Source organism: Streptomyces colwelliae (assembly GCF_048158785.1).
In the GTDB taxonomy this organism is placed as follows: Bacteria; Actinomycetota; Actinomycetes; order Streptomycetales; family Streptomycetaceae; genus Streptomyces.
Map to the genome: position 1 here is coordinate 1 of NZ_JBLTJC010000005.1, position 13,504 is coordinate 13,504.

11 protein-coding genes are annotated in these 13,504 nt (G+C 70.2%); 7 read left to right on the plus strand and 4 right to left on the minus strand.

Annotation, left to right across the window (positions count from 1 at the left end; genetic code table 11):
• The first annotated feature begins 120 nt into the window (after positions 1-120).
• Positions 121-909, plus strand: coding sequence for an acyltransferase family protein (locus tag ACNFOC_RS01800; RefSeq protein ID WP_416955859.1), 789 nt, complete (start codon positions 121-123; stop codon positions 907-909).
• A 36-nt stretch (positions 910-945) separates the two neighbouring features.
• Here ACNFOC_RS01800 and ACNFOC_RS01805 read toward each other — a convergent pair whose 3' ends face one another.
• The 3 genes from ACNFOC_RS01805 to ACNFOC_RS01815 form a co-directional block, all read right to left on the minus strand.
• A complete protein-coding gene (locus ACNFOC_RS01805) occupies positions 946-2,208 on the minus strand; it encodes an MFS transporter (protein ID WP_416955861.1) in 1,263 nt (420 codons plus the stop codon).
• 240 nt (positions 2,209-2,448) lie between these two features.
• Complete coding sequence (locus ACNFOC_RS01810; protein WP_416955863.1) at positions 2,449-5,085, minus strand: alpha-L-rhamnosidase-related protein; 2,637 nt, start codon at positions 5,083-5,085, stop codon at positions 2,449-2,451.
• A 277-nt stretch (positions 5,086-5,362) separates the two neighbouring features.
• Positions 5,363-6,433, minus strand: coding sequence for a hypothetical protein (locus tag ACNFOC_RS01815; protein ID WP_416955865.1), 1,071 nt, complete (start codon positions 6,431-6,433; stop codon positions 5,363-5,365).
• 296 nt (positions 6,434-6,729) lie between these two features.
• Between ACNFOC_RS01815 and ACNFOC_RS01820 the strand changes: the two genes are divergently transcribed.
• The 6 genes from ACNFOC_RS01820 to ACNFOC_RS01845 all read left to right on the plus strand — a co-directional run bounded on the left by ACNFOC_RS01820 (position 6,730) and on the right by ACNFOC_RS01845 (position 12,293).
• On the plus strand, positions 6,730-8,475 hold the full coding sequence (locus tag ACNFOC_RS01820) for a sensor histidine kinase (protein WP_416956008.1): 1,746 nt from the start codon (positions 6,730-6,732) through the stop codon (positions 8,473-8,475).
• 45 nt (positions 8,476-8,520) lie between these two features.
• A complete protein-coding gene (locus ACNFOC_RS01825; RefSeq protein WP_416955867.1) occupies positions 8,521-9,177 on the plus strand; it encodes a response regulator transcription factor in 657 nt (218 codons plus the stop codon).
• Positions 9,178-9,282: 105 nt separating this feature from the next.
• A complete protein-coding gene (locus ACNFOC_RS01830) occupies positions 9,283-9,891 on the plus strand; it encodes a TetR/AcrR family transcriptional regulator (RefSeq protein ID WP_416955869.1) in 609 nt (202 codons plus the stop codon).
• Positions 9,888-11,510 carry a CocE/NonD family hydrolase gene (locus tag ACNFOC_RS01835; RefSeq protein WP_416955871.1) on the plus strand — a complete coding sequence of 541 codons (1,623 nt, stop codon included), beginning with the start codon at positions 9,888-9,890 and terminating at the stop codon, positions 11,508-11,510. Before ACNFOC_RS01830 ends, ACNFOC_RS01835 begins: the two co-directional genes overlap by 4 nt.
• Positions 11,511-11,617: 107 nt before the next feature.
• Positions 11,618-11,776 carry a hypothetical protein gene (locus ACNFOC_RS01840; protein ID WP_416955873.1) on the plus strand — a complete coding sequence of 53 codons (159 nt, stop codon included), beginning with the start codon at positions 11,618-11,620 and terminating at the stop codon, positions 11,774-11,776.
• A gap of 25 nt (positions 11,777-11,801) precedes the next feature.
• On the plus strand, positions 11,802-12,293 hold the full coding sequence (locus ACNFOC_RS01845) for a GNAT family N-acetyltransferase (protein WP_416955875.1): 492 nt from the start codon (positions 11,802-11,804) through the stop codon (positions 12,291-12,293).
• 169 nt (positions 12,294-12,462) lie between these two features.
• Here the strand turns inward: ACNFOC_RS01845 and gap are convergent, their stop codons facing one another.
• Entirely contained in the window at positions 12,463-13,461 is a 999-nt protein-coding gene (gene gap / locus ACNFOC_RS01850) for a type I glyceraldehyde-3-phosphate dehydrogenase (RefSeq protein WP_416955877.1), read from the minus strand.
• Between the last annotated feature and the right edge of the window lie 43 nt (positions 13,462-13,504).

Below are 13,504 nucleotides of genomic sequence, written 5' to 3' on the forward strand. Positions count from 1 at the left end.
ATCGGGACCGTATAAGCGCGCTCCTTGGCACGCAGCGTGCCCGCGGAGGCGCCACGCGGGTTGGCGAACGGCTGGCCGCCGTGCGCGGTGCGGACCTCGTTGCCGTGCTCGAACTGGGCGGTGGTCAATCTCGTACGGGCCGGGGACTCCGGGACGTACTCGGATCTCACCGCACCGCTGAGCCACACCTGGTCCCTGGGAGTGGAGGAGCAGTTCTATCTCGCCTGGCCGCTCCTCCTGCTCGCACTGCTGCGGCACGCGAGGGCACGGGTCGTGCTGGGCTGGGTCGCGGTGCTGTGCGTGCTGCCGGTGCTCTGGCGGACGGTGCTCTGGGATCCCTCGGCGGCGCACCGTATCTACAACGGCCCCGACACCCGCGCCGACCAACTCCTCGTCGGCGCCCTGCTCGCCCTAGTCCTGGCCCGGCTGCGCGCCGACGACCCCCGCCTGGCGTCGCTGCGCCGCTGGGCGGGACGGCTCTGCTGGCCGGCGCTCGCGGTGCTGGGGCTGATCGCCTGGCAGATCCCGATCACCGAGGTGAGCGGCTGGAACCCCGTCTGGTACACGGTCGGTTTCCTGGCCGCCGCCCTGCTGACGGCCTGCGTGGTGGCCGCGCTGGAACTGTGCCCCCGGTCGTGGCCCACCCGCCTGCTCTCGCTGTCCGCGATGGTCTGGATCGGGCGCAACCTCAGTTACGGGATGTACCTGTGGCACTACCCCGTCATCCGGCTGCTGCACGACCTCGGTGTGCGCGGTGACGCCCTGCTCCAGACCGGCCTCGCGGCCACGTTCGCCGCGGCCCTCGCGTCGTACGCCCTCGTCGAACGGCCCCTGCTACGACGCGGTCGGCCCCGCGTGCGACGGCTGGAGCCGGTTGCCGCCACGGGACCGGGTACACCGGTCCACTGACCTGCGACCGGCTGCCCCCTGCACACGCCGCCGGAGCTACACCGGGTCCGCCGCCGCGGCGCTCGGCGCCTGCGTCCCCGTGCCGCCGAACCGGATCCCCTTCGCCTCCTTGCCGACGGCGCTCAGCACAATCACCAGGATCAGGGCGGGAGTCACGGTCCACGCCATCGCCGCCGGGTATCCGTGCCGCTCGGCGAGGGCCTCCTGGATCGGCAGGTTGAGGGCGGCGATCAGGTTGCCGAGCTGGTAGGTGACGCCGGGGTAGAAGCCCCGGATCGTGTCCGGGCTCATCTCGGTGAGGTGTGCGGGGATCACGCCCCAGGCTCCCTGTACGCACAGTTGCATCAGGAAGGAGGAGAGCATCAGCCAGCCCACGGCGGTGGACAGGACGAAGAAGGGCACCACGACCAGGCCCGCGGCCGCCGCGATCATGATCGTGCGCCGGCGCCCGAGCCGCTCGGAGTACGCCCCGAGGACCATGCCGCCGATGATGGCGCCGATGTTGTAGACGACGGCGATGGCGATCGCGGTGTCCGGGGACAGGCCCAGGCCCTTCTTGACGAAGGTGGGGTAGATGTCCTGGGTGCCGTGCGACATCCAGTTGAAGGCCGTCATCAGCGCGACCAGGTACACGAACCGCCGTAGGACAGCCGGGTTCTTGAACACCTGGTAGGCGGGCGTGCGGTTGAGTTTGACGCTCTTCTCCCACACCTCGCTCTCCTCCACCCGGGTGCGCACCCACAGCGAGACCAGGGCTGGTACGAGGCTGAAGGCGAACAACCCCCGCCAGCCGAAGGCGGGTTCGATGACGAAGAACGCCACCGCGGCGAGCAGATAGCCCAGCGAGTAGCCGCTCTGCAGCAGGCCCGACCAGAAGCCGCGTCGCTCGGCCGGGATCTTCTCCATGGCGAGCGCCGCGCCCAGGCCCCACTCGCCGCCCATGCCGATGCCGTACAGCAGGCGCAGGACGAGCAGCACGGTGTAGTTCGGTGCGAAGGCGCAGGCGAATCCGACGACCGAGTAGAAGGCCACGTCGACCATGAGCGGGGTGCGGCGGCCCTTGCGGTCCGCCCACAGGCCGAAGAGGAGGGCGCCGACCGGTCGCATCACCAGGGTGGCCGTGGTGAGGAAGGCCATGTCCGTGAGGGAGACATGGAAGTCGTCGGCGATCTCGCTGTAGACGAGTACGACGAGGAAGTAGTCGAAGGCGTCCATCGCCCAGCCCAAGTAGGCGGCGACGAAGGCGTTGCGCTGGTCTCCGGTGAGTCCCGCTGCCTGTTCCCGGACGGTCTTCAGCATGCCGGCCCTCCCTTGGTCCGCAGGTCAGGCTAGGTGGGCGCGGTGGGGCGGGCAACGCAAGGACAGGCAAAGCACCCGCCACAATTGGTCAAAGGGCACGCTCGCTTCACAGGCCTCGCGCCAAGTCCTCACAACAGGGTGAACCGCCCCGGGTTCGACGGAGGCTCCGGGCCTGTCCCGGGACGGTTCGTCCTCATGCGCTCACGCGAGGCGAGCACTCCTCGGCATCACACCGACAGGTCAGTCGCCGCGCGCCTCGCACACGAAACCGTGGTCGCCCGGGCCCAGGCCCGACACGGTGACCGTCCCGTCGACCACCCTCACGTCGCGGCTCGACGCCCGCCGCCCGTCCCAGAGCGTCCGCCGGCCGGAGCTCACGCGTTGGTCGCGCGCGTCTCCGGGGAGAGCGATCGAGCCCTCGGTGTGTTTGGGCACGTGGACGGTGAGCCGGAAGACGTGCGCGCCGTTCTCCCACTCGACACCCAACGGGCCGTGCGGGGTGGGCAGTTGGCCCGTCGCCCAGTCGACGTCACCGGGCTGCGGGCGTACCTCCCAGGTGGCGTATCCGGGCGAGGTCGGCCGGGCGCCCAGCAGGTTGTGGGTCAGCGCCGGCAGGACACCGGTGGACCAGCCGTGGGCCATGCTCGTGTAGGCGTCCTCGTACAGCGAACCGTTCGGGCCGATGCCCTCCCAGTGGGTGATGCCGGGGTCGTTCTTGTCCATCCAGCCGTACATCCGGCGGATCTGGTCGAGCGCGGAGTCGGCCTGACCGCTCACGAAGCGCGCCTCGATCTCCGGGTACGAGGTGAAGGCGTACACCCGCTGGGAGGCCTGGTCGAAGAGGGTGTCGTTGTCCATGAAGGCGTTGCCGTACGGCCGTTGCGTCGTCGCGTCGAGATGGGCGAGGGCCGAGGTGGCGCGGGCCGTGTCGGCGATGCCGGTGACGACGGCCAGGGAGTTGCCGTCCTGGGCATGCCGTACCGCGCCCGTGCCGGAGTCCAGGTAGGCGCCCGCATCGGCGTCCCACAGCAGGGAGTTGACGGCCTGGGCAACGTTGTCGGCCCGCGTGCTCCAGCGCTCGGCGTCGGTCTTCTGGCCCAGCAGGCGGGCCAACTGGGCGGCGCCTTGGAGGGCTTGGACGTAGAGCGCGTTGTAGTAGGTGACGCGGCCCGTGCGGCCCAGGAAGGCGTAGTCGCCGTATCCGCCGGTGCCGTTGAGGCCCTTGCTCAGCAGGCCCGCGTCGTCGGTGACGCTCGGGTACCAGGTGTCCAGGACCTTCAACAGGGTCGGGTAGTAGCGCGTCGCGTACGGGCGGTCCCCGGTGTAGAGGACGTAGTCCCAGCTGCAAGTGACCCAGTACAGCGGATAGTCGAAGAGCGGCAGCGTGTAGTTGCCGATGGAGGCGGGCGGGATCCAGCCGTCGGCGCGCTGGTGGTCGGCGAGGTCGGCCAGGACGTTGCGGGCCGCCGCCGCGGCGTCGTCGTGGGTCAGGTAGAGGGTGCGCGCGGAGACGGCGAGGTCGCCGACGTACGGATCGCGGTCCCGTTTGGCGCCGTCCTGGAGGACCAACTTCCCTTCCAGCGTGGAGCTCCACGCGTTACGGGGGTCGACGTCGTCCTGGCGGAAGGTGTCGGTGACCAGTTCGTTGGTGTACGCGGCGCCGTACCAGTAACGATTCAACTCGTCGTCGGAGCACAGGAACCAGCCGCGGTAGGTGCTCGGTGTGCCCACGTACGCGGTGAACTGGAGCGCCACGGAGTCGATTTCGACCGTGCCCCAGGGCTGCGCGGCGGGGCTGTCCGAGGCGAGTGCGTCGAGGCTGATCTTGAGGTAGCGGAACCCGTGCAGTCCGTCCGCGAACACCTTGTCGCCGGCCTGGAAGCCTTTGCGATCGGTCCAGTTGGCGCCCTTGGCGGGTACGGCGAACTGGTCCGTGCCCTGTCCGGCGCCGCCCGCCTGGTCGGCGCGGGTGAAGTCCGAGCGGTCGGTGAGGAACTGGCGGGTCTCGGAGAACGCGACGCGTACGCCCGGGGAGTTGGCGGAGGCGGAGGTGAACCTGATCTGCGGATATCCGACCACGACCTTGCCGAAGTCCACGGTGACGGTCGGGATCGGGATCGGCTCGACGGGCGCGGGCCAGACCTCGTTGATCCGGGTGAAGTTGCCGTGCGAGGTGTCCTGCGCGTGGGTCACCGTGATGCGGACGCGATCGGTGCTGACCTCCGCCGTGAACGGAACGGCCTTCTGCACCGCGTCGTTGCCGGTGACCGTGGCGGCGGTGTGCCAGTCGCCGTCGCTCCACACGTCGACGGTGTAGTCGGTCGGCACGCCGTCGCTGTTGGAGATCACGGTGATGCCTTGCAGGGGCGTGACCTGCGGCGCGGTGATGGTGAGGACGTCGGGGAAGACGCCCAGGGTGTCGTCGTTCCAGAAGGTGTCCGGGTCTCCGTCGATCGCGTTGGTGGCGTCGTAGGTGCGCGGCTGACCGTCGTTGCCGTTGTTGCCCGCGTGGGCCGAGGAGGCCTCCGCCGTGGTGCCGGCGGGCCAGGTCGGCGCCGCCGCGGGCTGCGGACGCCGCAGGACGGATCTGGCTCCGCCGGGCTTGAGCAGCGCGTCGGGGTTCTTCACGTCTCCGGTCGACGTGGTGATCCGCACCGGGCGGACCGTGCGCGAGGACGGTCCCTGGACGTAGCGGTGCCAACCGCCGGAGCGACGCGCCGAGTTGCCGGTGACGGAAGCGGAGGCCTCCTCGGCGGGAAGCGCCTCCGCCGTGGGGAGTCCGGTGGAGAGGGACACCGCGGTGAGTCCGACGGTGCCGGCTGCCGCCAGGGCCACGCGACGGGAAATGCCTTTGTCCGGTGTGCTGTTCGACGCCATGCTGTCCCCTTGAGCGCAGTGGATTGAATCGTTTCACTCGGCAGCTGCGTGGTGACGCTATCTCGAACACCGGATGCCCGTACAGCGTTGGGACAGAAGTAGTTCCCGATGCGCGCCGCCCGAAATGCGGTGCCGTACGACGGGCGGACAGCCGGACGGGACGCGGATCGGACGCTGACAGGATCTTCGTACGTGGACGGCAGGCTCGTCACACACCCTGACGACGCGGCGGCACTTCTGCCGCCGACTGCGGAGGGTGTGCGACAGGCCCGACAGCTCACTGGATCAGGTCGGTGTGCGGATGTTCGGGAGAGGTCGGGCAGACATAGAGCTGCATGTTGTCGGTGCTGCCCACTTCTACCCTGGTCGGCCGCGCAGGGTTCTGGCCGGCCTGATGCCTGTCGGCGTAGGCGGCGGCTCGGTCTTCGTACGGCGCCCAGCCGCGCAGCTCACCACCGTCCCATTCGAAGGAGGCGATGGTCAGCAGCGGGACCATCCGCACGTCGCACACACCGCAGTATTGGGGGATGGGATCGGTGCGGCCCCACGGAGGCCAGCCGCCGACTTTCCAGCCGGGAGCGTCAGCCAGGTTGCCGTTGTAGAACTCCGCCGGACAGTCCGCGTACGAGCTGTCCACACCGACGTCGGCTGCCTGCCATCTGCTCCAGTCCTCCACCGCCCGCCGCATCTCCAGGCTCAGATCGAGGCTGTTGGGATACTCGGCGATCGCTTCCGGTGCCAGCAGACAGGGCTCCGGCACATATCCCGGCCAGTTCACCTCATACGGTTCCGGCGGTGCGACGAGGACGTCGCCGACCTCCGCGGCGGACCGCCAGAACAGTGCGGTCGACGGCTTGTGTTCCGGATCGTGGTCGTAGGGACACCAGAGGACCTGGAGCAGATCGGCCTGTCCGGGCGGCCGCAACAGGGGTATGTCGCGCAGATACAGCTGGGCCACGGGCAGCATGGGAACCGGGCACTCCGCCGGCCACGGAGGGCCTGCGTCGCGTCGCTCCGCGAGCATCGCGGCGTTCCGTTCCCTGGCCGCCTCCTCCTCGGGCGTGACCGCGGGACCATGGGGATCACCGAGCTGCCGGGCCACCATGCGTCTGGTCAGCCGCACTTCCGCCGGCGACTCGCGGAATCCGCTGTCCACGTGCGCGTCTTCGCAGTGCGGCCACGGCTCCTCGGCCGGCCACAGCAACGGCCCCCCGACCGAACTCTCCCCTGTCGAAGGCGACCCGGGACGGGGATGCAGCCGGATCACGGGGCGCGCCAATGGAGCCAGCTCGGGAAAGACCGCGGTCACATCCACGGGCCGCGGCGGAGTGGTACGCACGAGAACCATGCCGTTGATCCTGCCACCAGCCACTGACAACCCCAGGTCGGCCGCCTCAACCGGCACCGGTGGCACCGGTGTTCAGCTGATCAAGTCCAACGCACGCAGCCTCGGCCAACAGCCCCGCACTCAGGGCCTGTGACTCCAAGTACCCGCTACTGCCACTGGAGATGGACCCGGAGACAGCGCGTGGGCAAACTCGCGTGAGACTCGGACCGTACGACTTTCGTCGTTCGTGGATGCGACGAACGGATGCTGTGCGCCCGGGCGTCGGTGCATACCGTTGGAGCGTGAACGCGAAGACGATGGCCCTCGATGTCCGGGGCCGACTGGGCGCGGCCCGCATGTGGTCCCGGCGGCGGATCGCCGGTGAGACGGTGCTCGCCGTCGTCCTGGCCCTGGCCATGGCCCTGAGCCAGACGGGCGAGGGCACACTGCGGATGACCCTCGCGGCGGTGGCCGCCGCGGTGCTCACTCCGCTACGGCGGTTCTTCCCGGCGAGCGTCCTGGTCGTCACCGGCGCGGTCGGCGGTCTGCTGAGCGGTTTCGGCATCGTGCTGATGGTGGTCAGCTGGTCGGCGGGGGCGAGGATCGAGGCGCCGCGGCGGGCACTGGCGCTGTTCACCGCCACCTACGTCCTCTTCGTGGGGCTGTCCGTCCACGACCCGACGCAGCCGCTGTCCGCCGTGCAGACTCTGGTGTTCACCACGCTCGCGTTCCTGGCGACGACGGTCGTGCCCGGCCTGGCCAGCCGCAACCGCGCCCAACGCCGCACGCTGCTGCACGCGTTGCACGAGCACAACGCCCAACTGCTGCGCGAGCGCGAGATCATCGCGTCCCACGCGCGGCTGCGGGAGCGGCAGCGCATAGCGCAGGACATGCACGACAGCCTCGGCCACCAACTGGCGCTGATCGCCGTCCACACGGGCGCACTGGAGGTCGACCGGGACCTGACGGACGGGCAGCGTGAGGTGGTGGGCGTCCTGCGGGACGCGTCCGTGTCCGCGATGCACGAACTGCGCGAGGCGGTCGGCATCCTGCGCGACGGCACACCCGATCAAGTGCGGTACGACGAGGGCGAGTTGGAGCCCCAGTCCCGGGGTGTGGCAGGCATCGACGGGCTGGTGGATGCATCGCGGGGCGCGCGGACGGTCGTAGCGCTGCGGCGTACGGGCCGGGCGCGTCCGCTGGCTCCCGCCGCCGATCACGCGGCGTTCCGGATCGTGCAGGAGGCGCTGACCAACGCCCTGAAGCACGCGCAGGGCGCCTCGATCGCCGTCGAACTGCGCTACGAGCCCGACTCGTTGGTCGTCGAGGTCGCCAACGGACCGGTACCCGCGACGACTTCGGCCCTACGGAGGCCCGTGGTGAGCGGCGGGCAGGGGCTGACGGGGCTTCAGGAACGCGCCCGGCTGGTCGGCGGCATGGTGCACGCGGGTCCCGCGGCGGACGGCGGGTTCCGCATCGCGGGCGTGCTGCCCTACGGTCCCCGGTCGCCGCGCGCGTCGGAGAGCGGCCGATGGCCGGCGGACCCGCGGCCGGACGGAGCGACCTTCGTCGATGCGGCGAGCGACTTCCGGGGGCAGAGCGAGGGGGTGGTGCCCGGCGACGGTGGTGCGGACATCGACTGGTCCGGTGCGCCGGACAGGCAGAAGGAGTTCGACATCGCCATGGGACGCAAGAAGAAGGGCCTAGTGATCGGGTGCGGCGCGGCACTGCTGACCTTCCTGGTGCTCGGGGTGCTCGCCGTCGTGCTGGTCGTCAACCTGGTGGAGAAGGAGTCCGACCGGCTCATGCTCGAACCGTCGGTCTACGACTCGGTGCGGGTCGGGGACTCCGAGACGGCCGTACGGGACAAGCTGCCGCACGGAAAGTCGTTCCTGGCCCCGGCCCTGGCCGACGAGGCGCCCGCCGAGCCGCGGGGGGCGACCTGCTCGTCGTATCTCTCCACGAAGGACTGGCCGGCCGACGAAGGAAAGATGCCCGCCTACCGCTTCTGTTTCAAGGACGGCAGACTGATCGAGAAGCGGACCTTCATGACCACGTCATAGTCGTGGGCCGCCCGTCGTCCCCGTCGTACTTCCTGCAGGAGAGTCGTGATCAGAGTCCTCGTCGCGGATGACGAACCGCTCATCCGCGCGGGCATCAGGATGATCCTCACCTCCGCCGACGACATCGACGTCGTGGCGGAGGCGGCCAACGGCCGTGAGGCGGTCGACCTGGTCCGGGCCCACGCCGTCGACGTGGCCCTGCTCGACATCCAGATGCCCGTGCTGGACGGGCTGGCCGCGCTGGCCGAACTGCGGCGGGTGGCGCCGGCCGTGCGTCCGCTGATCCTGACGACGTTCGGCGAGCGGGAGAACGTGCTGCGTGCGCTGCGTCAGGGCGGCGCCGGGTTCCTGCTGAAGGACTCGGCGCCGGCCGAACTGATCCAGGCGGTACGGGCGGCGGCGGCCGGGGACGCGTATCTGTCGCCGGGCGCCACGCGTCATGTGGTCGACCAGCTCGCCTCGGGGCAGGCGGCGGCGCGCGGCGAGGAGGCGCGCCGGCGTCTGGAGTCGCTGAGCATCCGGGAACTCGAGGTGCTCGCGCTGCTCGGTGAGGGCTTGTCGAACGCCGACGCGGGCGAGCGGATCCATGTGAGCGAGGCGACGGTGAAGACGTACGTCAGCCGGATCCTGACGAAGCTGCGGTGCGAGAACCGGGTGCAGGCGGCGCTGTTGGCACGGGACGCGGGGTTGGGGCCGAGCTGACCTGTCGGGGGCGGTGCGAGAACGCCCTTTCCGGGGCGCGAGCGGTCTCCCGATCAACGTAAATGCACACTTGTGTAATTATTCTCAGGTGTATACCTTGCCCGTATGCAGCTCGAACCGATCCCGGAATCCGGCACCCAGGACCGAAGGGTCCGGCGCTCCCGCGCGGCCCTGATGGCGGCCGCGGTACGCCTCGTGTCCGAGCGCGGCACCACGGACATCCCGGTCACCGATCTCGCCGAAGCGGCGGACGTCAGCCGCCGCCTCGTCTATCTGCAGTTCGGGGACCGCGACACCCTCCTGACGGAAGCCGCGATCGACCTGGTGAGACGGGAGCTGCTCCCCCGGACCGGAGTCGGCGGTGACGTCACCGAGGGGGTGGCGGCATTGGCCCAGCACTTCGCCGCGCACCGCTCCTTCTACCGCCCGATGCTGACCGGGTCCTGCGCCTTCGCCATGACCAGCACCCTCAACGAACTCTTCAGCTCCCTCAACAGGCCCGCCGTCCGCAAGCTGTTCGGCGAGCTGGACCAGCGGACGGCGGACGACCTGTCGGAGTTCATCGCGGGCGGAGCCGCAGCCATCGTCAACAACTGGGTGATCGACGGCACCGACCCCCTCGACCCAGCGGAACTGACCAACCGCCTGCTCCGCCTCGCGGCCACCCTCACCTCCAGCCACCAAGGCCCGGCAGACGGAGACCACACCCGATGAGCCTCACCAGCCGTCTCACCCAGCGCCTCCTGCACCTGCCCCCGCCCTCGACCAGGGACCTCACCGTCGAGCACGATCTGCGGGTGCCGATGCGCGACGGAGCCGTCCTGCTCGCGGACCGCTGGACCCCGAGGTCCGGCGCCGCCGACCTGCCGACCGCGCTCGTCCGCATCCCGTACGGCAGGAGGGGCATGATCGCCGCGCAGATGGCCAGGCCGCTGGCCGAACGGGGATACCAGGTGCTGATCCAGAGCACCCGCGGCACCTTCGGCTCCGGCGGCGACTTCGACCCCCTGCGCCGCGAACGCGAGGACGGTCTCGACACCCTGGAGTGGCTCGTCGAGCAGCCCTGGTGCGGCGAGGCGGTCGTGCTCTACGGCGGCAGCTACCTGGGTTTCGCCCAGTGGTCGATGTCCGGGCAACTGCCGCCGCAGGTCAAGGCGTTGATCCCCTCGGTCTCCGAATCCGCGTTCACGCTGGAGTTCCTCCGCAAGGAGTCGTTCTCCCTGGAGGCGACCTTCGGCTGGGGCCTCCAGGTCGCGGGCCAGGAACGCCGGGGAGCGCTGCTCCACCAGGCGCTGCGGCTCCGGAAGGAACGGCGCGCCTGGTACACGTTGCCGCTGAACGAGGCCGACACCGCCGCCATCGGCCGCCGCTCCGACTACTTCCAGAACACCCTCGACCACGACGCCGACTCACCGTTCTGGTCCGTGCTCGACCACAGCTCCCGGGTCGCCGACCTCACCGTGCCGGTCAGCACGGTCGGCGGCTGGTACGACATCTTCCTGCCCGGCCAGCTCCGCGACTTCCAGGCGCTTCAGGGGGCGGGACGGGAGGCCCGGCTCACCGTCGGACCGTGGGCGCACATCTCCATGGGCGTCGGCGTGACGGCGGCCGCCGAGGCCCTCGACTTCGGCCTCGCCCACGCCCGCGGCGAGAAGCCGTCCGACCGCGCCCCGGTGCGCCTGTTCGTGATGGGCGAGGACACCTGGCGCGACTTCCCGTCCTGGCCCCCGCCGGGCTACGACCCGCAGCGCCTCCACCTCCACCCCGCCGGCGCCCTGGCCGCCGACCCGCCGGACGAGTCCGCCCCGGACACCTACCACTACGACCCGGCCGACCCCACACCTGCCGTCGGCGGCGTCCGCATGGCCGTCGGCCTCAAGTCGGGCCGCGTCGACAACACCGATCTGGAGGCCCGCTCCGACGTCCTCACCTACACAACTCCCGCCCTGGACAAGGACGTCGAGGTGATCGGCGAGGTGAGCGCCGAGATCTTCTTCCGCTCCAGCCTGCCGTACGCCGACGTGTTCGTGCGCCTGTGTGACGTGGACGAGAAGGGCCGCTCCACGAACGTCTGCGACGGCCTGATCAGTCTCACCGACGCCGACGGGACGACGTGCGCTACGGTCCAACTGTGGCCGACGGCCTACCGTTTCAAGCACGGCCACCGCATCCGCGTCCAGATCTCCAGCGGCGCCTTCCCCCGCTACAACCGCAACCTCGGCACCGGTGAACCACGCGCGACGGCCACCACGCTGCGCGCCGCCGACCAGGAGGTACTCCACACCCCGGCCCACCCCTCCGCGGTGATCCTGCCGCTACGACGACTGAACTGACGCCGGCAGGTGGGCCGTTGGAGACCTGTCGAGGAGTTAAACCGATTGAGGAACCAGGGGACATCCCGTAGAACCGTTCCGGGCATCCCTTACGACCTCAGGCCGATGTGGCTCAAGGGGCCGGCGGGCTTCACTGGCCCGCGAGCTATCTCTACTCGGCCGGCGACACCCCCGTCTCCCGGCAACGCTTCGTCCGGGACCTCGCCTACCTGGGCGTGCCGGAGACACGGGACGCGGTCGGCACCTGCTTCCTCGTCAGAAAGTAACCGACTCCCTGAACAGGCCCCGAAAATGCCCGAACTACAGCTGCTCCGCGCCGACCACGCCCCGGCGGTCCTGGCCTTCGAGACGACGAACCGCGCCTTCTTCGCCACCTCGATCTCCGACCGCGGCGACGCCTACTTCGCCGAGTTCACCGCCCGCCACGACGCGATGGTGGCCGAACAGGAGGCGGGCGAATGCGCCTTCTACGTGCTCGTGGCCGAGGACGGCTCGGTCCTCGGCAGATTCAACCTGTACTCCATCACCGCGGAGCACACCGCCGAACTCGGCTACCGGGTCGCGCGGCACGTCGCGGGCCGCGGTGTGGCGACCGCGACCGTCGAGGAACTGTGCCGGCTGGCGGCCTCACGGCACGGCCTGCGCACGCTCAGAGCGGCCACCTCCCACGCGAACATCGCGTCCCAGAAGGTGCTGACCAAGGCCGGCTTCACCCCGGTCGGCCCCGCCCACCCGTCCAACCTGGGCGGCAAGCAAGGCACTTGGTACCAGCGCGACGTCTAGATGGACAGCGCTCACCCCAACAGGACGAGAAGCTCCGCTGGGCAAGTCACCGACGCCGAGCCCGAGTCGACGGGCTCGGCGGGGTGCGTTGGCGCGGAACGGATCCGGGACGGACCGCGGGTGCGTGGCCGGACCCTGACGGCGCCACCGACCTGGGCCGGAGAGTCGGTCAGCCCGCGGCGAGGAGTTCCAGCGTGTCGATCACACGGTTGGAGAAGCCCCACTCGTTGTCGTACCAGGCGACGACCTTCACATGGCGGCCGTCGACGCGGGTGAGGGCGGAGTCGAAGATCGACGAGGCCGGGTTGCCGGTGATGTCGGAGGAGACCAGCGCATCGTCGGAGTACTCGAGGACACCGGCAAGGGGGCCCTCGGCCGCGGTGCGGTAGGCCGCCAGCACGTCCTCACGGGTCACGTCCCGGGAGACGGTGGTGTTGAGTTCGACGATCGAGCCCACCGGCACGGGAACGCGGATCGAGTCGCCCGACAACTTGCCGTCCAGGTTGGGCAGTACATGGCCGATCGCCTTGGCGGCGCCCGTCGTGGTCGGCACGATGTTGACCGCGGCGGCCCGGGCACGGCGGGCATCGCGGTGCGGTCCGTCCTGAAGGTTCTGCTCCTGCGTGTACGCGTGCACCGTGGTCATGAAGCCGTGCTCGATACCGGCGAGTTCGTCGAGCACCGCGGCGAGCGGGGCCAGCGCGTTGGTCGTGCAGGAGGCGTTCGAGACGATGGTGTGCGTGGCCGGGTCGTAGGCGTCGTTGTTGACCCCGAACGCGAGGGTGACGTCGGCGCCGTCCGAGGGCGCGCTGACGAGCACCTTCCGCGCGCCCGCGTCGAGGTGGGCGCGGGCGGCCTTGGCGGAGGTGAAACGGCCCGTGGCCTCAAGGACGAGGTCGACCTCCAGCTTGGTCCAGGGCAGATCCGCCGGTTCGCGCTCGGCGAGCACCTTGATGCGCCGGCCGTCGACGACGAGGGTGTCCCCGTCGACGGTCACGGGGCGGCCGAGCCGGCCGGACGTCGTGTCGAAGGCGAGCAGCCGCGCCAGAGTGGCGGGCTCCGTAAGGTCGTTGACGGCGACGATCTCGAGGTCGCTGTCGCGTTCGAGCAGCGCGCGCAGCACATTGCGTCCGATGCGGCCGAATCCATTGATGGCAATGCGAGTCATGAGTTGTGTCCCTTCGGTTCCCCACCAGGCTCGCGCGCGGCTG

Coding starts and splice junctions, on each gene's coding strand:
- ACNFOC_RS01805 (WP_416955861.1), bottom strand. CDS start 2,208: ATGCTGAAGACCGTCCGGGAACAGGCAGCGGGACTCACCGGAGACCAG.
- ACNFOC_RS01810 (WP_416955863.1), bottom strand. CDS start 5,085: ATGGCGTCGAACAGCACACCGGACAAAGGCATTTCCCGTCGCGTGGCC.
- ACNFOC_RS01815 (WP_416955865.1), bottom strand. CDS start 6,433: ATGGTTCTCGTGCGTACCACTCCGCCGCGGCCCGTGGATGTGACCGCG.
- ACNFOC_RS01820 (WP_416956008.1), top strand. CDS start 6,730: ATGGCCCTCGATGTCCGGGGCCGACTGGGCGCGGCCCGCATGTGGTCC.
- ACNFOC_RS01830 (WP_416955869.1), top strand. CDS start 9,283: ATGCAGCTCGAACCGATCCCGGAATCCGGCACCCAGGACCGAAGGGTC.
- ACNFOC_RS01835 (WP_416955871.1), top strand. CDS start 9,888: ATGAGCCTCACCAGCCGTCTCACCCAGCGCCTCCTGCACCTGCCCCCG.
- ACNFOC_RS01845 (WP_416955875.1), top strand. CDS start 11,802: ATGCCCGAACTACAGCTGCTCCGCGCCGACCACGCCCCGGCGGTCCTG.
- gap (WP_416955877.1), bottom strand. CDS start 13,461: ATGACTCGCATTGCCATCAATGGATTCGGCCGCATCGGACGCAATGTG.